23 protein-coding genes are annotated in these 23,437 nt (G+C 60.8%); 18 read left to right on the top strand and 5 right to left on the bottom strand.

The window, feature by feature from the left end; translation table 11 throughout:
* Position 1: 1 nt before the first annotated feature.
* From Q1A63_RS15970 to Q1A63_RS15945, 6 genes are read left to right on the top strand one after another with little or no spacing between them, the layout of a single operon-like run.
* Complete coding sequence (locus Q1A63_RS15970) at positions 2-1,201, top strand: acyl-CoA dehydrogenase family protein (RefSeq protein ID WP_298974241.1); 1,200 nt, start codon at positions 2-4, stop codon at positions 1,199-1,201.
* A complete protein-coding gene (locus Q1A63_RS15965) occupies positions 1,198-2,331 on the top strand; it encodes an acyl-CoA dehydrogenase (RefSeq protein WP_298974240.1) in 1,134 nt (377 codons plus the stop codon). Before Q1A63_RS15970 ends, Q1A63_RS15965 begins: the two co-directional genes overlap by 4 nt.
* Positions 2,312-2,713 (top strand): PaaI family thioesterase, encoded by a 402-nt coding sequence (locus Q1A63_RS15960; RefSeq protein WP_298974238.1) that lies wholly within the window; start codon positions 2,312-2,314, stop codon positions 2,711-2,713. Before Q1A63_RS15965 ends, Q1A63_RS15960 begins: the two co-directional genes overlap by 20 nt.
* On the top strand, positions 2,713-3,483 hold the full coding sequence (locus Q1A63_RS15955) for an oxepin-CoA hydrolase, alternative type (RefSeq protein WP_298974237.1): 771 nt from the start codon (positions 2,713-2,715) through the stop codon (positions 3,481-3,483). The genes Q1A63_RS15960 and Q1A63_RS15955 overlap by 1 nt, the downstream gene beginning before the upstream one ends.
* Complete coding sequence (locus Q1A63_RS15950) at positions 3,480-4,481, top strand: nitronate monooxygenase (RefSeq protein WP_298974235.1); 1,002 nt, start codon at positions 3,480-3,482, stop codon at positions 4,479-4,481. The genes Q1A63_RS15955 and Q1A63_RS15950 overlap by 4 nt, the downstream gene beginning before the upstream one ends.
* On the top strand, positions 4,478-5,971 hold the full coding sequence (locus Q1A63_RS15945; protein ID WP_298974233.1) for a class I adenylate-forming enzyme family protein: 1,494 nt from the start codon (positions 4,478-4,480) through the stop codon (positions 5,969-5,971). Before Q1A63_RS15950 ends, Q1A63_RS15945 begins: the two co-directional genes overlap by 4 nt.
* Positions 5,972-6,002: 31 nt before the next feature.
* Here Q1A63_RS15945 and rpe read toward each other — a convergent pair whose 3' ends face one another.
* On the bottom strand, positions 6,003-6,695 hold the full coding sequence (gene rpe, locus Q1A63_RS15940) for a ribulose-phosphate 3-epimerase (RefSeq protein WP_298974232.1): 693 nt from the start codon (positions 6,693-6,695) through the stop codon (positions 6,003-6,005).
* Between the two features lie 156 nt (positions 6,696-6,851).
* Here rpe and Q1A63_RS15935 point away from each other — a divergent pair, with 156 nt between their 5' ends.
* From Q1A63_RS15935 to Q1A63_RS15925, 3 genes are read left to right on the top strand one after another with little or no spacing between them, the layout of a single operon-like run.
* A complete protein-coding gene (locus Q1A63_RS15935; protein ID WP_298974231.1) occupies positions 6,852-7,871 on the top strand; it encodes an ABC transporter substrate-binding protein in 1,020 nt (339 codons plus the stop codon).
* Between the two features lie 5 nt (positions 7,872-7,876).
* Entirely contained in the window at positions 7,877-8,644 is a 768-nt protein-coding gene (locus tag Q1A63_RS15930; protein ID WP_298974229.1) for an ABC transporter ATP-binding protein, read from the top strand.
* Positions 8,637-9,431, top strand: coding sequence for an ABC transporter permease (locus tag Q1A63_RS15925; protein WP_298974227.1), 795 nt, complete (start codon positions 8,637-8,639; stop codon positions 9,429-9,431). The genes Q1A63_RS15930 and Q1A63_RS15925 overlap by 8 nt, the downstream gene beginning before the upstream one ends.
* On the opposite strand, the gene Q1A63_RS15920 is transcribed toward Q1A63_RS15925, so the two are convergent.
* Positions 9,428-10,780 carry an MmgE/PrpD family protein gene (locus tag Q1A63_RS15920; protein ID WP_299632219.1) on the bottom strand — a complete coding sequence of 451 codons (1,353 nt, stop codon included), beginning with the start codon at positions 10,778-10,780 and terminating at the stop codon, positions 9,428-9,430. The genes Q1A63_RS15925 and Q1A63_RS15920 overlap by 4 nt on opposite strands.
* A 165-nt stretch (positions 10,781-10,945) precedes the next feature.
* On the opposite strand from Q1A63_RS15920, the gene Q1A63_RS15915 reads away from it, so the two are divergent.
* A complete protein-coding gene (locus Q1A63_RS15915; RefSeq protein WP_298974224.1) occupies positions 10,946-11,482 on the top strand; it encodes a peroxiredoxin-like family protein in 537 nt (178 codons plus the stop codon).
* Between the two features lie 62 nt (positions 11,483-11,544).
* Here Q1A63_RS15915 and Q1A63_RS15910 read toward each other — a convergent pair whose 3' ends face one another.
* Complete coding sequence (locus Q1A63_RS15910) at positions 11,545-13,260, bottom strand: AMP-binding protein (protein WP_298974221.1); 1,716 nt, start codon at positions 13,258-13,260, stop codon at positions 11,545-11,547.
* Positions 13,261-13,293: 33 nt separating this feature from the next.
* On the bottom strand, positions 13,294-14,166 hold the full coding sequence (locus Q1A63_RS15905) for a MurR/RpiR family transcriptional regulator (protein WP_298974219.1): 873 nt from the start codon (positions 14,164-14,166) through the stop codon (positions 13,294-13,296).
* A gap of 120 nt (positions 14,167-14,286) precedes the next feature.
* Between Q1A63_RS15905 and Q1A63_RS15900 the strand changes: the two genes are divergently transcribed.
* The 7 genes from Q1A63_RS15900 to Q1A63_RS15870 all read left to right on the top strand — a co-directional run bounded on the left by Q1A63_RS15900 (position 14,287) and on the right by Q1A63_RS15870 (position 22,071).
* A complete protein-coding gene (locus Q1A63_RS15900; protein WP_298974218.1) occupies positions 14,287-15,060 on the top strand; it encodes an N-formylglutamate amidohydrolase in 774 nt (257 codons plus the stop codon).
* On the top strand, positions 15,057-15,635 hold the full coding sequence (locus tag Q1A63_RS15895; RefSeq protein ID WP_298974216.1) for a TRAP transporter small permease subunit: 579 nt from the start codon (positions 15,057-15,059) through the stop codon (positions 15,633-15,635). The genes Q1A63_RS15900 and Q1A63_RS15895 overlap by 4 nt, the downstream gene beginning before the upstream one ends.
* Positions 15,625-16,947, top strand: a complete 1,323-nt coding sequence (locus Q1A63_RS15890) for a TRAP transporter large permease subunit (RefSeq protein ID WP_298974214.1) — start codon at positions 15,625-15,627, stop codon at positions 16,945-16,947. Before Q1A63_RS15895 ends, Q1A63_RS15890 begins: the two co-directional genes overlap by 11 nt.
* A gap of 47 nt (positions 16,948-16,994) precedes the next feature.
* Positions 16,995-18,029: a TRAP transporter substrate-binding protein gene (locus Q1A63_RS15885; RefSeq protein WP_298974212.1), complete on the top strand. Its 1,035-nt coding sequence runs from the start codon at positions 16,995-16,997 to the stop codon at positions 18,027-18,029.
* 150 nt (positions 18,030-18,179) lie between these two features.
* On the top strand, positions 18,180-19,544 hold the full coding sequence (locus Q1A63_RS15880; protein ID WP_298974209.1) for a glutamine synthetase family protein: 1,365 nt from the start codon (positions 18,180-18,182) through the stop codon (positions 19,542-19,544).
* 3 nt (positions 19,545-19,547) lie between these two features.
* Complete coding sequence (locus tag Q1A63_RS15875; protein ID WP_298974207.1) at positions 19,548-20,921, top strand: aldehyde dehydrogenase family protein; 1,374 nt, start codon at positions 19,548-19,550, stop codon at positions 20,919-20,921.
* Between the two features lie 4 nt (positions 20,922-20,925).
* Positions 20,926-22,071, top strand: a complete 1,146-nt coding sequence (locus tag Q1A63_RS15870) for an iron-containing alcohol dehydrogenase (RefSeq protein WP_298974205.1) — start codon at positions 20,926-20,928, stop codon at positions 22,069-22,071.
* 5 nt (positions 22,072-22,076) lie between these two features.
* Here Q1A63_RS15870 and Q1A63_RS15865 read toward each other — a convergent pair whose 3' ends face one another.
* Positions 22,077-22,826, bottom strand: a complete 750-nt coding sequence (locus Q1A63_RS15865) for a sulfite exporter TauE/SafE family protein (protein WP_298974202.1) — start codon at positions 22,824-22,826, stop codon at positions 22,077-22,079.
* Positions 22,827-22,965: 139 nt separating this feature from the next.
* On the opposite strand from Q1A63_RS15865, the gene Q1A63_RS15860 reads away from it, so the two are divergent.
* On the top strand, positions 22,966-23,367 hold the full coding sequence (locus tag Q1A63_RS15860; protein ID WP_298974199.1) for a rhodanese-like domain-containing protein: 402 nt from the start codon (positions 22,966-22,968) through the stop codon (positions 23,365-23,367).
* The last annotated feature ends 70 nt before the right edge of the window (positions 23,368-23,437 follow it).

Below are 23,437 nucleotides of genomic sequence, written 5' to 3'. Positions count from 1 at the left end.
TATGGATCTGAGCTATAGCGACGAAGAACTGGCCTTCCGTGATGACGTGCACGGTTTTCTGGACGCACACCTACCGTCTGAGCTCTCGGATAAGGTGCGCGCGGGCATCGCCCTGTCAAAGGCCGATCATGAACGCTGGCACACCATCCTGAACGCGAAGGGCTGGCTGGCACCGAATTGGCCTAAAGCCTTTGGTGGGGCGGAGTGGAACGCGGTGCAACGTCACATTTTCGAGGACGCATGCGCATTGGCCTACGCGCCGCGCATCGTGCCCTTCGGGCTGTCGATGCTGGGCCCGGTTTTGCAGAAGTTCGGTTCCAAAGCGCAGCAGGACCATTGGTTGCCACGCATCCTGTCGGGCGCGGATTGGTGGTGTCAGGGCTATTCCGAACCGGGCGCCGGGTCTGATCTGGCGTCACTGACAACGGCCGCGGTGCGTGATGGTGACCACTACGTTGTGAACGGTCAGAAGACGTGGACGACGCTGGGTCAGCACGCGAATATGATTTTCTGCCTGGTGCGCACGAACAAGGACGTCAAGCAACAGGAAGGTATTTCTTTTCTACTGATCGACATGAACACACCGGGCATCGAGGTGCGCCCGATCGTGCTGCTGGATGGCGGGGCTGAGGTGAACGAGGTCTGGTTCACGGACGTGCGCGTCCCTGTGGAAAATCTGGTGGGCGAGGAAAACAAGGGCTGGACCTACGCGAAATATCTGCTGACCCACGAGCGCACGAATATCGCCGGTGTCGGGTTCTCTCAGGCCGGGCTGGCGGCGGTGAAACGGATCGCGAAATCCGAGATGGCGGGTGGCAGGCCGCTGATCGAAAATCCGCATTTTGCCGCGCGTCTGGCGCAGGTGGAGATTGATCTGATGGCGATGTCCACGACCAACCTGCGCATCATCTCCAGGGCCGCTGCCGGGCAGGCGCCGGGCGTGGAAAGCTCAATGCTGAAAGTCAAGGGCACGATCATCCGGCAGGAGATCAATGATCTGGCCCGCCGGGCCGCGGGTGTCTATGCGATGCCCTTTGCATCGGAGGCGGTGGCGGGCGCCAACGATGCGCTGCCCGATCCGCTGCAGGCAGGTCCGGTGGCAAAACAGTATTTCAACAATCGCAAGCTTTCGATCTTCGGAGGGTCCAACGAAATCCAGCGCCAGATCATCGCCAAATCGATGCTGGGAGGTGGCAAATGAACTTTGATCTCACCGAAGAGCGGCAGATGCTGCAGGATAGCTTGCGGCGGTTTCTGGCGGATCGCTACACCACCAAAACCCGCAACGATATCCTTGAAAGTGATACCGGCATGTCCGCGGCGCTTTGGAAAGACCTTGCCGATCTTGGCGTGATCGGCGCGCTTTTTACCGAAGAGCAGGGCGGTTTTGGCGGGCAGGGGTTCGATCTCGCGGTTGTCTTTGAGGAACTTGGGCGCGCGGGTGTGGTGGAGCCGTTTCTGGACACTGGCGTTCTGGCCGGAGGGTTGATTGCCGCATTGGGCGGCACCGATCAGATCTGCCGGGTGGCGGAGGTCATCAGCGGCACCCTGCAGCTCGCCTTTGCCCATGGTGAACCCACCAGCCGCTACGATCTGAGCCGTGTCCAGACGTCGGCCATTGCGCAGGGCGAGGATCTCGTGCTGAACGGGCGCAAGACGGTTGTGGTCAACGCGGAGGCGGCGGATTGTATCGTCGTTTCAGCGCGTGAACATGGGGCGATTGATGACGAAACGGGCATTTCCCTCTTTCTGGTGCCAAAAGATGCACAAGGGCTGAGCGTGCAGGGCTACGCGCTGCTGGCCGGTGGCCGGGCGGGTGAAGTGATCCTGGAAGATGTCACCCTGCCCACTTCGACACGGCTCGGTGCGACAGGGCAGGCCTTTGCCGCCATCGAAAGCCGCATCGCCGCGGCAAACGTCGCGATGTGTGCGGAAACGCTCGGCGCGATGGAAACTGCCACCGCCCTGACGCGGGAGTATCTGATGACCCGCAAGCAGTTTGGTCGCCCCATCGGTAGCTTTCAGGCGCTGGCCCACCGCATGTCCGATCTGTTGATCGAGATGGAGCAGGCGCGTTCCGCCGTGATCAACGCGGCGGGCCATCTGGAACAGGATCGCGTCCTCCGCGAACGGCATGTGTCGGCGGCCAAAAATCTGCTGGGACGCGCGGGCCGCCTGGTCGCCGAGGACAGCATTCAAATGCACGGCGGTATCGCAATGACACAGGAATACGAACTGGCGCATATTGCGAAACGTATCGTGATGGCGGAGCATCGCTTCGGCGATTGCGATCATCATCTGGAGCGGTTCATTGCCCTCTCCGCCGCCTGACTTTCCGATCAGCGGGGCGCAGGGTCTGATCGGCTACCGGGTCGATCTGGAGCGCGCGGCCGGGCGCGCGGAAGTCGTGCTCGACATCGCGGCCCCGCATCTGAACCGTAACGAAAGCCTGCACGGCGGGATCATCGCGATGATGCTCGACAGCGCTGCGGGATTTGCGGCCTCGCTTCATTTTGGTGGTGATGAGCTGGCACGCGTGGTCACGGTTTCGCTCACCACGCAATTTATGGCCGCCGTGCATGAGGGGCGCGTTGTGGCCAGGGGTACGATCTCGGGCGGCGGGCGCAAGATTGTCTGTGCGGATGCAGAGCTGCGCGACGCAGCGGGCGCGTTGATCGCCAAGGCCCCGGGCGTTTTCAAAAGGGTATCGTAATGGCGCGGATCGAAGACAAAGGCGATCGCCTGATCATCTGGAACGGCAATGCGGCGCGGCGTGGGGCGCTGAGCCCGGCGCTTTACGATTGCATTGCACAAGCGATGGTCCAGGCGCAGGCACCGCGCATCCGGGCCGTGATCCTGACCTCGGAAGGGGATTTTTTCTGCGCCGGTGGCGATCTGAACGTCCTTATCGAACGGCGCCAGCTGACCGAACCCGAACGCTGCGAAAAGGTGGATGAGCTGCACGCGCTTGTGCGGGCGATGCGTGACTGTCCGGTGCCCTTGATTGCGGCAGTTGAGGGCGGTGCAGCGGGGGCCGGGCTGTCGCTGGCCTTGGCCTGCGATCTTATCGTCGCAGCAGAGGGTGCGGAATTTACCGCCGCCTATGTTAAGGCAGGGCTGGTGCCGGACGCAGGTCTCACGGCCTCTCTGGCACGGTGCCTGCCGCGTCCTCTGGCGATGGAGATGTGCTTGTTGGCGCATCCGATATCGGCGGAACGAATGATGGCGCTTGGGGCGGTGAATGAAACCACGCCGCCCGGCGAAGCGCTGCATGCCGCAATGTCTCTGGCGGACAGGCTGGCAGAAGGCCCGCGCGCGGCACATGGGGTGATCCGAAGCCTTGTGGCGCAGGCTTATGAAACCACCGAGGCTGCGCAATTGGATGCGGAACGCGATGCCATGGCCCGCGCAGCAGGTGGTGACGAGGCCGCCGAAGGGATCGCGGCCTTTCTGGAAAAACGCGCGCCGAGGTTTGGTCTATGATTTGGGACACCGAACTGACCCGCCGATTGGGTATCAAACGGCCCATCGTGGCGGGCGGGTTGCAGTGGCTGGCTAACGCGCCCTATGTCACGGCGGCGGCACAAGCGGGGATCATGGGCTTCATCACGGCGGCGAGTTTTCCGGAGCGCGACGCCCTGCGCGCCGAAATCAGAGCGGCGCGCAAGGCCTGCGGCGACCTGCCTTTTGGGGTGAACGTCTCGATGCTGCCCAAGCTTGTGCCGGGGGATCAGACGGAGGATATCTTCCGTCTCATCGCTGATGAGGGCGTCCATGTTGTCGAAACCTCCGGGCGTAATCCTGAACCTTACATCCCGCTGCTGAAAGATCTGGGTCTGACCGTGCTGCACAAGGTGCCCGCCGTGCGCTATGCGCTCAAGGCGCAGGCGGTCGGCGTCGATATGGTTTCTATTGTCGGTGCGGAATGCGGCGGACATCCGGGGATGGATATGATCGGGTCGTTTGTGAATGGCGCCATGGCGGGCGATGCGTTGGACATCCCGTTTCTCATTGGCGGCGGTGTCGGACACGGCAGCCAGCTGATTGCGGCTTTGGGCATGGGGGCAGCGGGCGTCGTGATGGGCACGCGGCTGTTGGTGTCCCAGGAGCTTTGTGCGCATGAGGGATACAAGCAGGCGCTGGTGGAGGCGACGGAGCGCGACACGGTGCTGACCATGGGATCCCTGCGCAACACGGTCCGGACCCTCGCCAATGACACCACGGCTGAGGTGATGCGCATGGAAGCGGAGGTGCCGGACATCACCATTCAGGATCTGATGCCGCTGGTGTCCGGCCAGATCGGGCGCAAAGCCTATGAGACCGGGGATGTCAGCCGCGGGTTGCTCTCCGCCGGGCATGCTTTGGGGCTGACCGACCGGATTGAACCGATGGCGGACATCATTGAGCGCATCGAGGCGCAGGCGGTGGCCGCGCAGCAGCGTTTGGCCGGCGTGATGCCGATGCCGAAGGCGGCGGAATGACCGCGCGGGCGCATCGCTTCCTCGCGGATCAGGTCGCGCGGCGGCCTGATGCCTTGGCCATGACGGATGGCACCGGTGTGGCATGGACCTGGCGGGATTTGGAAACCGCCGCCGTTGCCGCCGCCGATGGCCTGTCGCAGCGGGGTTGCCGGGTTGGCGACCGCGTTGTCATCCTCTGTGAAAACTGCACCGCCGCCGTCGCCTTTCTGTTTGGCTGCTGGCGGATCGGGGCGATTGCCGTGCCGGTCAATGCGCGCCAATCCACCTCCGAAGTGACGCGCATTCTGGATCATGCCACCCCCGCTGTCATCGTCCTAACAACCGATGTGTCGCCCGAGGCGCGCGCGCATGCAAAGCGGCTGGCGGCGATGCCCTGCGCGGCGGTTTTTGGCACCGTTCATATAGCGACGCGGCCTGCCTCACCCGCCGAAGACGATGCGCGCATCGCGGTGCTGCTTTACACCACAGGCACAACCGGTGCGCCGAAAGGGGTGATGCTTAGTCATGAAAACCTCGCGTTTGGCGGTATGGCGTCGGCCAATCTGCGCGGGATGACAGCCGACGATGTGATCTACGGCGTCCTGCCCATCACCCATGTCTTTGGTCTGGCATCAATTGTGACGGCAGCCGTCTACACCGGGGCCCAGATCCGGTTCGAAGCGCGGTTTTCGGCGGAAAAGCTCTATACCGCGCTGCGCAAAGGGGTGACGCTGCTGTCTGCCGTGCCGCAGATGCATGCCTTGTTGATGCAATACACCGCTGAGCAGGGATATGACCAACTTGGCTCGGATGATCTGCGCTATGTGTCCTCCGGGGCCGCACCTCTGGATCCCGCATGGAAGCGTAAGGCCGAAGCCTTCTATGGTGTGCCGCTGCAAAATGGATACGGCATGACCGAAACCACGGCAGGCGTCTCCATTACAAACAACCCGCTGGGGTCCGCAGACATTTCTGTTGGCCCCCCTTTGCCGGGCGTCGAGGTGCGCATTGACGAGACCGTGCCGGGCGGTGGCGAGGGTATGGGGGAAGTGCTGACACGGGGCGCGCACGTCATGCTGGGATACTTCCGCAATCCCGCCGAGACCGCGCAGGTGCTGGATGCCGAGGGGTGGATGCACACGGGCGATCTGGGCAAATTCGATGCGGCGGGCCATCTGCATATTCTTGGCAGATCGAAGGAATTGATCATCCACGGCGGTTTCAACGTTTACCCGCCGGAGGTGGAAGCGGCGATCAACGACCATCCGCAGGTCATTCAATCCGCGGTGATCGGGCGCATGACTTCAGGGGATGAAGAAGTGCTGGCCTTTGTGCAGGTGGCGATGGGGTGCGATCTGACCAACGACGCTTTGCGCGATTTTCTCAAGGATCGTCTGGCCGGATACAAGCGTCCAAGCCGCATCGTGCTGGCGGCGCAGCTCCCCGCGGCCCCGACGGGAAAAATCCTGAAACACAAACTTCTAGACAGTTTTGCTGATCAACTGACCTGACCGCCTGATCGCATGACCTCGCATGTGGCTCTCAGACGTAGGTGCCCGCGGCCGCCTCTCTGATCGCCCGGATATTCGCGCCATAGGGGGCCGGGTCGCTGACCGAGCCGCCACGGAAGACCGCCGAGCCTGCCACCAGCACATCGGCACCGGCCTTGGCGACCAAAGGTGCGGTGGTCGGGTCGACACCGCCGTCGATTTCGATGTGCACAGGCCGGTCGCCAATCATCGCACGCAGCTGGCGCACTTTTTCGACTTGGCTGTGGATGAATTTCTGCCCGCCAAAACCGGGGTTCACGGTCATGACGCAGATCAGATCGACCATATCGAGCAGATATTCAACAGCGGCTGCCGGCGTGCCGGGATTCAACGCGACACCGGCCTTCGCGCCCGCGCTACGGATGGCCTGAAGGGTGCGGTGAATATGCGGGCCGGCCTCGACATGGGCCGTGATCACATCGGCACCCGCCTGCGCGAAAGCTTCGATATAGGGGTCAACCGGCGCAACCATCAGATGCACATCCATAACACCCTTGATATGCGGCCGGATCGCGGCGCAGGTTGCCGGGCCAAAAGTGATGTTGGGCACGAAATGACCGTCCATCACATCGACATGTACCCAATCCGCGCCCTGCGCCTCAATCGCCTCGCATTCCGCGCCAAAATTGGCGAAATCGGCAGAGAGGATCGAGGGGGCAATTTTCAGGGATCGGTCAAAGGACATGCGCGCACCTTGTCAGTGGAGGTTTGATAGAGGCGCTATACCCCTGCCGCGGGACGCGAGGCAAGGGGGACTGTCTGCTTGCAGCTTTGGCTGCTTGCGGTAAGCTTTGCGCAAACGGCGCGCAGGCGTCTTTTGAAGAGCACCCGGGAGGACATCATGCTGAAATTCAATCGCCGTCAGGCCATCGGAACACTGAGCGCCGCAACCGCCGTGGGGCTGGCCGCACCGGCCTATGCCACAGGCAAGAAGATCACCGTGGGCGCGCTGCGTTTTACCAGCCATTCGGGCAGCTTCATTGCCTTTGAACGCAACTATTTCGCCGATGCCGGGTTGGAGGTGGAGCTGAAATTCTTTCAGGCGGCGCAGCCCATGGCCGTGGCCATCGCCAGCGGGGATGTCGATTATGCAGTGACGGCGATTTCGGGTGGATTGGTCTCGCTGGCGGACAAGGGGGCGATCAAGGTCATCGGCGGCGCGCTGTCTGAAGAACCAGGGATCGATGGCCAGAAAATTCTCGCCAGTGATGCCGCTTTTCAGGCGGGTCTGACCGCGCCTGCGGGCCTTGATGGCAAGAGCTTCGGCATGTCGACGGCGGGCTCTTCTTTCCATTACATGGGCTCCAAGGTGGCTGCTGCGGAAGGCGTTTCGATGTCCTTCAAGCCACTGCAAAAGGTCGGCGCGATCATCGGCGCGCTGAAATCCGGCCAGATCGATGCCTGGTCGATTGTGCCCCATATCGCCAAGCCGCTGGCAGGCTCCGGCGCCGTGCATATCATTGGCAATATCGCGGATTATCTGCCGGATTATCAGGTCACGACCGTTTTCACTTCGGCCCGCAATGCAAGCGAGGAAAAGGCACTGACACAGGATTATCTGACCGCCTATTCCAAGGGTGTTGCCGATTACAACGCCACGATGATTGCCAAAGACGGCGGCGATGAGGGTATCGATGCGATGGTCGATCTGATCCACAAATATGTCTACACCGACCGCCCGCGCGAAAAGGCGGCGCCGTCCATCATCAACGGCACCATGCGCCTCAATGAGGGCGCCAAGCTGAACGTCTCCTCTGTGGCGGATCAATTGGCGTGGTTCCAGTCCGAAGGGCTGGTGGATATGGATATCTCACTCGATACTCTGCTCGACACCTCCTACGTTGAAACGGTCGGCAGCTAAGCCCGGTGGAGCTCCGTCTGACCGGGGTGGGTCATCGCTATGGCGACCGAGAAGTGTTGCGCGGCATTGATCTGGAGATCCCGGCGGGGCAGATCGTCTGTATCGTCGGGCCCTCGGGCTGCGGCAAATCCACATTGTTGCGGATGATGGGCGGGCTGGAGCAGCCAGATACGGGCGAGATTGCACAAATCGGCGCGGTACCGGACGGCTGTCTCAACCCGCTGACCTATATCTTTCAGGATTTCGCCTTGCTGCCATGGCGATCGGTTGCGGGAAACGTATCGCTGGTGCTGGAAGACCACGACATCGCCAAGGCCGAGGCGGATGCGATGATCCGCGACGTGTTGGCCCGCACGCGGCTGACGGAATTCGCGGATGCGCTGTCACGGCAACTGTCCGGGGGCATGAAACAGCGCGTGGCGATTGCACGGGCGCTGGTGGTCAAACCGGCGGTGATGCTGATGGATGAACCGCTCTCTGCGCTCGACAGTCAAACCCGCGAATTGCTGATGGACGATCTGATCGGGCTGTGGACACGCACGCCGTTTACCGCCGTTTATGTCACGCATAATCTCGCAGAAGCGGTGCGGCTGGGGCACCGGATTGTGGTTCTGTCGCGGCGTCCGGGCGAAATCCGCGAGGTGGTGACATTGGACAAACCGCTCGGGGCACGCGGCTACGGTGACGCGGATCTGGAAGCGCAGCAAAAACACCTTTGGGAGGTGATGCGCGCGGAGGCTGCGGCAGCGGACGCGGAGCTTTTGGGTGCCTGAGCCCGTGCAAAAGGTCACCTTCCGCGGCGGTGGATTTGCGCCGGTTACCCGGCGTTGGGTTGGATTTGTCGTTTTTGCGGTGCTGCTGATTCTGGCAGAATGGGGGACCCGCGCGGGCGTGATTTCCCCGCTGACCCTGCCGCGGCCCAGCGATGTTTTATGGACGTTTCAAGAGCTTTACGCATCGGGATTGCTCTTCAAGCACCTGTTGCCGTCTCTGGCACGTCTCGCCATCGGGGCTGCGTTTGGTGCGGTCGCGGGTATCGGGGTTGGGCTCTTGATGGGGCTCTTCTCCTACATCCGCGCCGGTCTGGTGCCACTTGTTGCGGCGATTTTTCCGATCCCCAAGATCGCGCTGCTACCGCTTTTCGTGATCTGGTTCGGGATTGATGAGGGCAGCAAATACGCGCTGATCGCCTTTGGCACCTTTACCCCGACGGTCGTTGCGACCTATGCGGCGGTGGACAATGTGGACCGTACGCTGATCCGGATGGGGCAAAGCTTCGGGCTCTCCTGGCTGTCGATTGTGCGCAAGATCGTTCTGCCCGGCGCAATGCCGGGTATCCTGGCGGGGCTGCGCATCAGCCTGGCCATTGCGATCATCCTGCTGGTGGCCGCGGAAATGCTGGGCGCGGAATATGGCATTGGCGCTTATATTCTGGAGGCCGGTGCGCTTTATGATCTGGAAAGGCTCTTTGCTGGTGTGGTCATTCTGTCGGTCCTGGGGGTGATGGTCAGTGCGGTCATTGGCGCGGTTGAGCGACGTGTGCTGAACTGGCGCACTTAAGGAGCCTGAGACAAGAGAGCGGATAATTCGGCAAATTGCGTGTCGGGCAAAAGGAGCTTTTCACGCATCGCCCAAATCGCGGCGCTTCGCTCACTGCCAAGCGTCGGCTGCGCAAAGTTGCGGAATTTTTGCGCAACCTCCGCCTCATCCATCGGCGCGTCCAGCCCGCCGCGCGCGTGGATATCGCCGGAATGAAAGACACGCCCATCCCTGAGGGTCACGGCGACATCGGCCATCCGGTGGTTCGGGAAACTGGCATTGTGCCTGTCCTCGACCTGTACGGAAATGCGGGAGATAAGCTCCGCCACCTGCTGGTCCTTCAACCCCGCGCCATCAATGTGCTGCGGGCCGACCTGGCCGTGACGCATCAGCGTGGCCAGCGCGAAATGCAGAGAATACTGGGCCTGACCGGTGGTGTCCGGCATATGCGGGTAGAGGGCAGCACTTTCGGCGAAAGTGCCCACGCGGACAGATTTGATCTCATCGTGGGAGAGGTTATGCGCGCGCATGATCTGGTCGAGCCCGTCCAGAGGTGCATGTGCCCAGCGGCAGATCGGATAGGGCTTGATGTAGTTTTCTTCAATCGTCCAGCGGGTGCCCAGATCTGCCCAGAAAGGTGCTGCTTCAGGCGCTTCGATGGTGATCGCGGGGGCCCCGGTAAAGCCGCGCAGGGCGAGCAGGGTGGCCATGGATCCGGTCAGGGCGCCCATGCCGGAGCCATCGTGCAACATGGTCGGATTGGCAATTTCGCGCATCATCTGGCTACGCGGTCCGTGGTATTCGGCGATGCCCAGAGCCTCGCGCAACTGCGCCTTCGAAGCACCGCCCAAGTGGCAGCCAATGGCGGCGACGGCCAGCGCGTTCCAGGCCCCGGAGGTATGATAGTCAGCGACCGTTGCATGCAGGGCCAATCCGGCCCGCGCGCCGATCTCGTAGGACATTGCCAGAATGTCCAGTGCCTGCTGGCCGGTGAGGTCCGGTACATGGTACGCAAAGGCGCAGAGCGCGGGCACAACGGCGCAGCCGATATGTCCCTTGACCGGGTTGAACCCATCGTGCGCGTCCAGATTATCGATCTGGGTGGCGGTGGCAAAGGCCGCACCGGGAATGGAGGCCTGCCTGCCGTCAAAGAGCAGTGGCGCAGCATGTTGCGGCGCGCTGGCGGCGTGAAAATCCACGGCATGGTCGCGTGCAATTCTGGAAGGGGTCATGCCATGTGCGCCGGCTGCGACGCCCAAAGTGTCGATCAGCAGGAGCGCCGCCATGCGTCGTGCTGTGTCTGGAATTTTTGGTCGAAAGACAAATTCGGAAACGGCATCAAAGGGGTTGGTCATGGCGGCGTCTTTCATAAGCGATCAGGCCCAGAAAACCCTGGGCTGGGGAAATGAGCGCGTCCGTCTGCGACATTTGCCGGGCTGTAAGATCACACAAGCAGACGTGAACGCCGCGCACTGGCCATGTCCGCGCATTCGTGAAAGGTCACTTTTTGAACCAGTGAGAAAGGAAACCAAGACATGTTGATGCCACGCCAGAAAACCCCTGATCTTTTGCTGCCCCTCCTGGGTGGCGGCACGTTTGATTTGTCAAAGGATGGGGCGGAGAAGGGCACGGTTGTCTGCTTTTACCGCGGCCTGCATTGCCCGCTGTGCGCCACCTATCTGGCTGAACTTGAGAAGAAAACGGCGGATTTTGCCGAACGCGGCGTGACCACGATTGCGATCAGTTCGGATGGTGAGGACCGCGCGCAGGCGATGGCCGAGAAGATCGGGGCAAAAGCGCTGCGGTTCGGGTATGATCTGAGCCTGGCCAAGGCAAAGGAATGGGGCCTTTATATTTCGACCTCGCGGGGGAAGACATCCATCGGGATCGAAGAGCCTGCGCTCTTTTCCGAGCCCGGGCTGTTCATGATCACGCCGCAGCAGACACTCTACTATGGGTCGGTGCAGACGATGCCTTTCGTGCGGCCGCATTTCTCGGAATTGGTGGGGGCGTTGGATTTCGCAATCCAGAACGACTATCCGGCGCGCGGTGAATACGAAGGTGCGGTGTAACCTGAGGTCGCTTTGATCCAAAGGCGCGGCTGCGCCGCACGACATGTCCCGGACCAGACCTTTCAGGTCTTGTCCGGTGCTAGCGCGGCGGCAAGCTCAGCGATCATCTGATCCCGCATGATGAACTTTTGCGGTTTGCCGGTGACCGTCATCGGCAGCTCGTCTTTGAAAGACACATGCGCAGGCACCTTGAAATGCGCGATATTGTCTTTGCAGAACTGCCGCACGTCATTCGATGTCAGCTGCGCGCCCTCTCTCGGAACGATCCAGGCGCAGACGATTTCGCCGAATTTATCGTCGGGGATGCCGAAAACTTGGGCCTGCGCGATATCAGGATGTGTATATAAAAACTCTTCAATCTCGCGCGGGTAGACATTCTCGCCGCCCCGCAGGATAATGTCTTTGACCCGACCGGTGATCGCGCAATAGCCTTCGGCATCGAGAGTGGCGAGGTCGCCCGTGTGCATCCACCCGTCCGCGTCGATGCTGCGGGCAGTCTGGGTCTCTTCGCCCCAGTAGCCGCGCATCACCGAGTAGCCGCGTGTCAGCAGTTCTCCCTGAGCGCCAACCGGGCGTGTCTCACCCTTGTCATCGATAATACGCACCTCAACATGGGGATGAATGCGCCCGACGGAGGAGACGCGTTGGTGCAGGGGGTCATCCACATTGCTCTGGAAAGATACCGGTGAGGTTTCGGTCATCCCGTAACAGATGGTGACCTGGTGCATGTGCATTTTGGATTGCACCTGTTTCATCACTTCAATAGGGCAGGGCGCCCCAGCCATCACGCCGGTGCGCAGCGTCGACAGGTTATAGCTGTCAAAATCCGGCAGCGCCAATTCGTTTACGAACATCGTGGGCACGCCGAAGAGCGCGGTGCAGGCCTCGTCTGATACGGTGCTGAGGGTGTCTTTTGGATCGAACCCTTCGCCGGGCACGACGATTGTGGCGGCTTTGGTGACGCAGCCCAAGGTGCCCATGACCATGCCGAAACAGTGATAGAAGGGCACTGGAATGCAAAGCTTGTCGGCGGGTGTGAAGGCCATGGCCTGGGTGACGAAATGGGCGTTGTTGACAATGTTGTGGTGGGTCAGGCTGGCGCCTTTGGGGCTGCCCGTGGTGCCGGAGGTGAATTGGATGTTGATCACGTCCTGCGGGTCAAGCGCCGTGGAAATGGCGTCAAGATCCGCGCCGGGTGTTTGATCGCCCTGAGCGCAGATCGCATCGAAACTCAGCATGCCGGGCGGGATATCATCGCCCATGACGATGATGCTGCGCAGATGGGGCAGGCGCGCGGCGGCGAGCGCGCCGGGGGTCGCGGTTTCCAACTCCGGCGCGAGGGCCGCCAGCATGCCGGTGTAGTCGGAGGTCTTGAACGCGCGGGCGGTTATGAGCGCGGTGCAGGCGACCTTGTTCAGCGCATATTCCAGCTCGGAGAGCCGATAGGCAGGGTTGATGCAGACCAGGATGGCGCCGATCCGGGCGGTCGCGAACTGTGTCAGCAGCCATTCCGCGCGATTTGGTGACCAAATGCCGACGCGGTCGCCCTTTTGGAGGCCAAGCTTCAGCAAGCCACCGGCCAGGCGGTCAACCTCCTGGCTGAATTCGGCATAGGTCCAGCGGATATCCTGTGCGCGGAAGACGGCCGCCGGGTGGTCGGGGTGTTCTGCAACCGTGCGCGCAAGCAATGCGGGAATGGTGAGGTTCAGCAACGGCTCGGAGGTGTCGCCGATCACTTGGGACAGGCCGTTGCGCGGGCGTCGATTATGATCCGTCATATGAATTCCTCCTCTGGGGGGTCTTCGCAGCGCTCAGGTGAACTTGCGGAAGAGTTTGGTTTGATCGAACATGTCTTCAAGGGTCTGCATGCGCTCCTTGGTGTCCGCCCACATCAAATCCTGCACGGCGGCAATGGCCGTTTCGACCAAAAGCAGTGTCGTTGCCGCAGAATCCCAGGCCGAGGGTACAACGATGCGGCTGGAAAAGCAGATATCCGCGAGGCTGTGAATGGGTGATCGCCATTGATCTGTGAACAGGATGATGCGCGCACCCCTGCCGCGGGCCATTTCCGCCAGTTTCAGCGTGTTGCTTTCATACCGCCGCACGTCGAAGATCACGAAGGTATCGTCCTCTTTCACGTCCAATAAATAGTGTGGCCAGGCGTTCGAGGTGGATTGAATGTGGATCACGTCGGGGCGGATCATCTGCATGTGTAAAAACAGATATTCCGCCATCGTGTGGGTAATGCGCCCGCCGACGATGTGCAGTTTTGAGGTGGTGTCTGCGAGCTGCGCGCAGGCGGCATCGAAATCTCCTGTGTCGATCTGCCCAAGCGAATAGCGGATGTTGTCGATGACCGCTTCGGTGAAGCGGTTGAGCATATGGCCCGATGGGGCGCCTTCGGCCCAGGTGTCGTGTTTGGCGATCGGGCTTTTGACCTTCGCTTTCAGTTCCTCACGCAGCTCTGACTGAAATTCGGGGTAGCCCTTGAACCCCAGTTTCTGCACCATTCGGGCCACTGTGGGGGTTGAGACGTCCGCATCATTGGCCAGCGCCGAAATCGGGCCCAGACCGGAGGCCGGATAGTTTTCCAGAATTGAATGCGCCAATTGCCGCTCTGCGCGGGTCAGGGTTTCCAATCGGGCCTGAATACGGTCCGCGATGGTCTGTTCGGCGTCTTCCACAGGGCGCTGCCTTCTTTTTGACGAGTATTGTTACAGTTCGATGCAAACTGAAAGGATAGTTTCATTATTGTGTTGACAGAATCCCGATCCGGCAAGAAGTTTGTGCCAACAGGGGGACGAATGACGCCAAACACCACGTCTGATGCGGGCTTGAGGCCAGCCATTGTGAGCCGCAAGAGCGGTGCTTCCGGCATTGTGCTGGTCTGCGAACATGCGTCCAATCACATCCCCGCGAAATTCGCCGGTTTGGGTGTGAGTGAGGATGTACGTCAAAGCCATGTCGCCTGGGACCCTGGTGCGTTGGGAGTCGCAAGCCGGTTGTCGGAAGTGCTGGACGCAGCCCTGGTGGCCGGTGGTGTGTCGCGTCTGGTCTATGACTGCAATCGACCACCGGATGCTGCAGGCGCGATGCCAACGCGCAGCGAAGTGTTCGATATTCCGGGCAATGCGTCGTTGAGCGCGCGCGACCAAGCGGCGCGTATCGCGGACGTCTATGCGCCCTTCAGGGCCGCCATCACCGAAACGCTGGAGGCCACACATGCAAATGTGCTGATCACCATTCATAGTTTTACGCCGGTCTATCTGGGGCACTCGCGCGGGGTGCAGCTCGGTGTGCTTCACGATGCCGATGCCAGGCTCGCCGATGCGATTCTGGCCCGTGCCGCCGAACACACCACGCTGAAAACCGAACGCAATCAACCTTACGGCCCGCAGGACGGCGTGACCCATACGCTCAAGGAACATGGGGTCAAACAGGGGCTGCCAAATGTCATGCTGGAGGTGCGCAACGATCTGATCGCGACATCTCAGGATCAGGTGGTCATCGCGGATATGCTCGCGCCCTGGCTGCAACAGGCCATTGCGGCGATCCGCGCGGTGGAGGCACAGACATGAGGCGTCTGGCGGGGCTTTACGTGCGCGTGGTGGATGCGGTGAACTACCGGATCGGGCGGGTCATGATGTACGGCATCTTTGTCATGATGGGCATCTTGCTCTGGTCGTCGATTTCCAAGACGTTCTTTCTCCCCTCGCTCTGGACACTTGAGATCGCGCAATTCGCGATGGTCGCCTATTACATCATGGGCGGTCCCTATGCGGTGCAATTGGGGGCGAATGTGAGGATGGACCTGTTTTATCACAACTGGTCGGTGCGCAAGAAGGCGTGGTTCGATGCTTTCACTGTGCTGTTGCTGATCTTCTATCTGGGCATTCTGCTCTACGGCGGCCTCGGGTCCACCGCTTATTCATTGGGGTATTGGGGCCAGGAGCCGCTTAGCTATTTCGCGGGCCTGCTGACGGGGTCGGAGGAGATCGGGCGGCTGGAGCGCTCCAGCACCGCGTGGCGGCCCTACATCTGGCCAATCAAAGTGGTTATGATCGTGGGCTTCTTTCTGATGCTGCTCCAGGCAATCTCCGAGTTGATCAAGGACATTGCGACATTGCGCGAGGTTGATTTGCATGTCGTATGAGATGATCGCGATCCTGATGTTCGCCTCGATGATGCTGATGCTGATGACCGGTCAGCGCGTGTTTGGCGCCATTGGCGGCGTGGCGGCGATCGCGGCGGTGCTGCTCTGGACACCGGGTGGTGTGAACATCCCGTTTTCCTCCGCCATGAAGCTGATGAAATGGTATCCGCTACTGACCCTGCCGATGTTCATTTTCATGGGTTACGTGTTGTCGGAAAGCAAGATCGCCGACGATCTCTACCGTATGTTCCATGTCTGGATGGGGCCGGTATCGGGTGGGCTGGCGATTGGGACCATCGGGCTGATGGTGCTGGTCTCCGCCATGAACGGGTTGAGCGTCGCAGGCATGGCCATTGGTGCTACAATTGCGCTGCCCGAACTTTTGCGGCGGGGCTATGACAAGCGGATGGTCACAGGGGTGATCCAGGCAGGCTCGTCGCTGGGGATCCTGGTGCCGCCTTCGGTGGTGCTGGTGCTCTATGCGATGATCGCGCGGCAGCCGGTCGGGCAGCTCTGGCTCGCCGGTGTGCTGCCCGGTCTGATGATGGCCGCGGCCTTCATTCTTTACATCTACCTGCGCTGCAAGGCGAACCCCGCTTTGGGCCCCGTGTTGCCACCCGAGGAGCGCACCGTGCCGATGGGCGAAAAACTGCGGCTGCTGCGTGCGGGGCTGCTGCCCATCGTGATCTTCATGGCGATGATGGTGCCTTTCGTGAATGGCTGGACATCTCTGGTCGAAAGCTCGGCAATTGGCGCGCTCACGGCCTTCATGGCCGCCGTGCTTAAAGGTCGGATGAACCGCGCAGTCTTCGAGACCTCCGTGCGTCAGACGCTGGCGATCTCCTGCATGTTTATGTGGATTATTCTCGCGGCCCTCGGGTTTGGTGCGGTTTTCGACGGTCTGGGGGCGGTAAAAGCTATCGATCAGTTGTTTACGGAACAGTTGGGCCTGAACCCCTGGATGATCCTGATCCTCATGCAGTTGAGCTTTCTGCTGATGGGCACCTTCCTCGATGACACGGCGATGCTGGTGATCGTCGCGCCCCTCTACGTGCCGCTGGTTGCTGCTCTGGGCTTCGATCTGATCTGGTACGGGGTGCTCTACACGATCACCACGCAGATCGCCTATATGACGCCGCCCTTTGGCTATAACCTCTTTCTGATGCGCGCGATGGCGCCGCCGGAGATTACTCTGCGCGACATTTATGGCTCCATTCTGCCCTTTGTGGGCGTGATGCTGGTGTGTCTGGCTCTGATCATGAGTTTCCCGCAGATCGCTCTGTGGCTGCCAGAATATGTTTACGGAAAATAATCAAGACCCCGGACGACGGGGCGTTCATTTCAACAAGGAGAACCACCATGACGACAAGACGTAAGTTTCTCACCACCGCTGCGGCGGGGGCAGCGGCGGCCCCACTGGCCGCACCCGCGCTGGCGCAATCGACGATCAAATGGCGGATGCAGACCTATGCGGGCCCCGCATTGGCCGAACATGTGATCAAGCCCGCCATCGACAGCTTCAACAAGATCGCCGGGGATCGGATGCAGATCGAGCTCTTCTTTGCCGATCAGCTGGTGCCCACCGGTGAACTGTTCCGCGCCATGCAGAACGGGACCATCGACGCGGTGCAGTCGGATGACGATTCCATGGCCTCCCCCACCGAAGTCACTGTCTTTGGAGGTTATTTCCCCTTTGCCTCGCGCTATAGCTTGGATGTACCGGTGCTCTTCAATCAGTACGGCCTGAACGAGATCTGGGACGAAGAATATTCCGCGGTCGGGGTCAAACACATCTCCGCGGGCGCGTGGGATCCCTGCCACTTTGCCACCAAGGATCCGATCAACAGCCTTGAGGATCTCAAGGGCAAGCGGGTCTTCACCTTCCCCACCGCCGGGCGTTTCCTGACGCAGTTCGGCGTGGTGCCGGTGACGCTGCCCTGGGAAGACATCGAGGTGGCCGTGCAGACCGGTGAACTTGATGGCATCGCCTGGTCTGGCATCACCGAGGACTACACCGTGGGCTGGGCGGATGTGACCAACTATTTCCTGACCAACAACATCTCTGGCGCCTGGGCGGGGTCGTTCTTTGCCAATATGGAAAGCTACAATGCGCTGCCGCCGGATCTGCAGGAACTGCTCAAGGTCTGCATGGACCAGTCGCATTATTATCGCCAGTGGTGGTACTGGGGCGGCGAGGCCAATCTGCGGGTCAATGGCACCAAGATGGAGCTGACCTCGATCCCGGATGCGGAATGGCAGCAGGTCGAGGATGCGGCGCTGAAGTTCTGGGACGAGATTGCCGCTGAAAGCGAAACCAAGGCGAAAGTCGTGGATATTTTCAAGAAGTACAACGCGGATATGGTAAAAGCCGGACGGCCCTACCGCTACACCTAAACCAACCGGGGGCGGCACGCGTCGCCCCCGACCCACAGCATTTCAATGTCATTCGGGATTATTTTTCGCTGCCTTTCCCTTCGGTCAAACGCCAAAAGTGATAAGCGATGCCCAAGAGACATCAAAACGCTCTAGAAAACGGAACATCCCATGGCAGGCACGCTGAGCTTTGAGCAGTTGAAATCGCAGGTGGCGGAGGGCAGCATCGACACCGTTCTGGTCTGTTTTGTCGACATGCAGGGGCGACTGATGGGCAAACGGTTCCATGCGGCGAATTTCGTGGAACACTCCCATGCCGAGACACATTGCTGCAACTACCTGCTGGCCACCGATCTGGAGATGGCGACGCCCGATGGCTACGCCTCCACGTCCTGGCAGGCTGGCTATGGCGACTACGTCATGCAACCTGATCTGAACACCATCCGGCCCATGCCTTGGTTGGAAGGCACGGCCATGGTGCTTTGTGATATCCTTGATCATCACAGCCACGCGCCCGTGTCGCATGATCCACGGGCGGTTTTGAAAAAACAGATCGCGCAACTGGAGGCCCTTGGTTTTGACGCGATGATGGCGACAGAGCTGGAGTTCTTCCTCTTCGAGAAGAGCTATGACGAGATCCGCAAGGGCGGTTTCCGCGATCTGGCGCCGATCAGCGGATATAACGAAGATTACCACATCCTGCAGACCACCAAGGAAGAAGGGATCATGCGGCCCCTGCGCAATCACCTTTATGCCGCAGGTATTCCGGTGGAGAATACAAAGGGCGAGGCGGAGACTGGGCAGGAGGAGCTGAACATTCGCTACGCCGCAGCGCTGGATTGCGCCGATCACCACACGATTGCGAAACATGCCGTCAAGGAGATCGCATGGGCACGCGGGCATGCCGCAAGCTTCCTGCCGAAATGGGCGGCAAATAAGGTCGGCAGCTCCTCTCATGTGCATCAATCGCTCTGGCAAGGCGACACGCCTGCCTTCCACGATGCGAAGGATGACCTTGGCATGTCCGAGCTGATGAAACACTATATGGCCGGGCTGATTGCCTACGCGCCGGACTATACGTTCTTCCTGGCCCCGTATGTGAACAGCTACAAGCGTTTTGCCAAGGGCACCTTTGCGCCCACCAAAACCGTCTGGTCGGTGGACAATCGCACGGCAGGCTTCCGCCTTTGCGGCGATGGCACGAAAGGCGTGCGCGTGGAATGCCGCATCGGCGGGTCGGACCTGAACCCCTATCTGGCGCAGGCGGCGATGTTGGCGGCAGGAATCAAGGGCATTGAGGACAAGATGGTGCTTGCCCCACCGACCAAGGGCGACGTCTACGAGGATGCAAAGGCCGCCGACATCCCCCAAACGCTGCGCGCCGCGACGGAAACGCTGCGCGGCTCTGCTATGCTGCGGGCGGCGATGGGCGACGACGTGGTCGACCACTACACCCGCTGCGCCGAGTGGGAGCAGGAAGAGTTTGACCGCGCCGTGACCGATTGGGAAATCGCCCGCGGCTTTGAAAGGGCCTGAGCCATGACCATCACTTGCATTTCCCCGATCGATGGGTCGATCTATGCGACGCGGCCCGTTTTGAACGAGTTTGAAGCCGCAGAAGCGGTGGCCAAAGGCAAGGCGGCGCAGGTGGCCTGGGCTGCGCGACCGCTGCGGGAACGCATTGATCTGGTGCTCAAAGGCGTGGCCAACGTGGGCGCGATGAACGACGAGATCGTGCCGGAACTGGCCTGGCAGATGGGCCGCCCCATCCGGTATGGCGGTGAATTCGGCGGGTTTGACGAACGCGCCCGGCATATGGCGGGCATTGCTGAAGCAGCGCTGGCCGACATCGCGCTGGAGGACAGCGACAGCTTTCGGCGCATGATCAAACGGGTGCCGCATGGGTTGATTCTGGTCGTGGCCCCGTGGAATTACCCCTATATGACCGCGATTAATACGGTGGCCCCTGCGCTGATCGCCGGGAACGCCGTGATGCTGAAACACGCCAGCCAGACACCTCTGGTGGGGGAACGCATGGCGCAGGCATTCCGCGCGGCAGGCGTCCCGGAGGATGTGTTCCAGAATGTCTTCTTGACCCACCAGACCACCTCTGCCCTGATTGCCGACCGCGCGTTCGGCTTTGTGAATTTCACCGGTTCCGTCGGCGGTGGCCGGGCCATGGAAGCGGCGGCCAAGGGCACATTCACCGGGCTGGGGCTGGAGCTGGGCGGCAAAGACCCCGGCTATGTCATGGAAGACGCCGATCTTGATGCGGCCGCCGCGACGCTGATTGACGGGGCGATGTTCAATTCCGGGCAGTGTTGTTGTGGGATCGAACGCATCTACGTTACCGAGCGCCATTTTGATGCGTTTGTCGCGAAGGCGGTGAAGATCGTGGAAGGCTACACGCTGGGCAATCCGCTGGACCCTGAAACCACGCTGGGCCCCATGGCACAGGTGCGATTTGCCGATGCGGTGCGCAGCCAGACAGCTGATGCCGTGGCCGCAGGGGCCAAAGCGTTGATCGATCCGGCGCTCTTCCCGCAGGACAGTGGCGCCTATCTGATGCCGCAAATCCTCGTAGACGTGGATCATTCGATGCGGGTGATGCGAGAGGAAAGCTTTGGCCCGGTGGTGGGGATCATGCCTGTTCAGGACGACGCGCACGCCATCCGCCTGATGAACGACAGCGACTATGGATTGACCGCCTCGCTCTGGACCAAAGACACCGCGCGCGCCGAAGCGATTGGTGACAGCATCGAAACCGGCACCGTCTTCATGAACCGCGCCGATTACCTTGATCCGGGCTTGTGCTGGACCGGCTGCAAGGATACGGGCCGGGGGGGTGGTTTGTCTGTCATCGGCTACCACAATCTGACACGTCCAAAATCATATCATCTGAAAAAGGCCTGATCTGATGTCCCTTGTTGCCAACTGGTCCTATCCCACCGCCGTGCGCTTTGGCGCCGGACGTATTTCCGAAATCGCGGAGGCCTGTACTGCTGCCGGGATCACGAAACCGCTTCTGGTGACCGACAAGGGGCTCGCCGATCTGCCGATCACCCAAGCCACGCTGGAACTCTTAACCACAGCGGGGTTGGGTCGGGCCATGTTCTCGGATGTCGATCCGAACCCGACCGAGCAGAACGCCGAAGAAGGTGTCGCCATATACCGCGAGGGCGGGCACGATGGCGTGGTGGCTTTTGGCGGTGGGTCGGGGCTGGACTTGGGCAAGGTCATTGCCTTCATGGCCGGGCAGACGCGCCCGTTGTGGGATTTCGAAGACATCGACGACTGGTGGACACGGGCGGATGCAGACGCGATTGCACCGATTGTCGCGGTGCCGACCACGGCCGGGACCGGCTCCGAAGTGGGGCGCGCCAGCGTCATCACCAATTCGGAAACCCATGAGAAAAAGATCATCTTTCATCCGAAGATCTTGCCCGCCGTGGTGATTTGCGATCCGGAGCTGACCGTGGGCATGCCGCCAGCGATCACCGCCGGCACTGGCATGGATGCTTTTGCCCATTGTCTGGAAGCCTATTGTTCGCCGCATTACCACCCGATGAGCCAGGGGATCGCCCTGGAAGGCATGCGGTTGGTCAAGGACAACCTGCTCACCGCTTTTGAGGATGGCACCAACCTAGTGGCGCGGGCGCATATGATGTCAGCGGCCGCCATGGGGGCCACCGCGTTTCAAAAAGGGCTTGGAGCCATTCACGCGCTGTCTCATCCCATTGGCGCTGTGCACCACACCCATCACGGCACCACCAACGCCGTGGTCATGCAGCAGGTGCTGATGTTCAACCGGCCCCGGGTGCGCAAACATCTTGCGCGGGCTGCGAATTACCTCAGCATTTCAGGCGGGTTTGACGGGTTTTACAAATTTGTGGGTGAGATGAACGCCAAGCTTGGGATCCCGGCGAACCTGACGGCGTTGGGGGTGACCGAGCCGGATATGGACGCTCTGGTGGCATCTGCGCTGCAGGATCCAAGCTGCGGCGGTAATCCGGTGAAAATGACCGTGAAAAACACCACCGAGTTGCTGGAAAGCTGTTTCTGACGGGATCACCCGTACCAGATGGCGCGGCGGATCAGGTTCAGCCCCATGAAGACAAAAACGATCAGAATTGCCTTGCGAAACGCCTGAGCCGACAGTCGGTTGCGGAAGATCTCGCCCAGTGAAAAGCCGACGAGCGTGGGGAGCAGCATCAGGGCCGACGCCCCAGCAAGCGGGCCGGTCATGAACCCCAGCTGGATGTAGGCCAGGCAAAGCGGCAGACTGCCGACAAAGATCAGGAACCCCGTGGCGCGCACAAATTCGTCCTTGTCGACCTGTTTGGTGGCCAGATACATGGCCAGCGGCGCGCCCCAACCGGCTGTCATGCCGCCCACCACACCCGCCAAGAGGCCAAAGCCAATCTGTGCGGATCGATCGTGGCGGGCGAGCAGGGGCGGTACCAGCCCGCGCCACGAGACGGCAACGAAAAACAGGATCACCAGACCGAGAACCGCCAGCAGGGCGCGATCACCGGTGTTTTGCGTGGCGAAGGCCGTCAGGGTCACGCCGCCCAGCAGCACGACGGCAAAGACGGCATAACGGCGTGCGGTGCGCTGCAGTTCGCCCGCACGCAGGACCTGCCAGGCGTTCGAGCCGATCATCGGGAAGAGAACCAGTGCAATGGCCGTGCGCGGGTCAAGGAAAAGGGTCATTAGCGCGATGGCTGCCGTGGGCATACCGATCCCGGCGAGCCCCTTGACGGCACCGGAAAACAGAAACGCAGCACCTGCCACAATGAGAGTGGTCCAATAGTCCAAAGTGCTTCGCCCTGCTCGTGTCTGCCCGTTCTAGATCGTCCGAAAGCGGCAGGCGTGTCAATCGCATGTCTGGGCCGTTGTCGCGGGTCCTGCGCTGTGGCAGTGTCGCGCCTGCACCTACCACCGCAAAGGATCTGCCATGCCCGCCCTGAAAACCAGCTCTGCGCAAATGGTCGCAGATGCGCGTGCCCGTATTGAGGAAATTGAGACCAAGGATCTGATCGCCATGCTGGAAGATCCGAACGTCGTTGTCGTCGACATTCGCGATGTGCGGGAGCGGCAACGCAGCGGTTTCATCCCGGGTAGTTTTCACGCACCCCGCGGGATGATCGAGTTCTGGGTGGACCCCGATAGCCCTTATTTCAAAGAGGTTTTTGCCGAAGATAAGAAATTCGTCTTCCATTGTGCCTCGGGCTGGCGCTCTGCGCTGACGACCGCAACCTTGCAAGATATGGGCTTTGACGCCGCGCATCTTAAAGAGGGGTTTTCGACCTGGGAGAAACAGGGCGGCCCTGTCGCGTTCCCAGACCCGAAAGACTGATCACCGCTCCGTCAGGCCTCTGGCAATAGGCGCAATTCGTCGCACGGCCCTGATTTTCAGACTTCGAAAA

Source organism: uncultured Roseobacter sp. (assembly GCF_947499265.1).
GTDB lineage: Bacteria > Pseudomonadota > Alphaproteobacteria > Rhodobacterales > Rhodobacteraceae > Roseobacter.
Note: the sequence above shows the minus strand (reverse complement) of the source record. Positions and strands in the feature narration are given on the sequence as shown.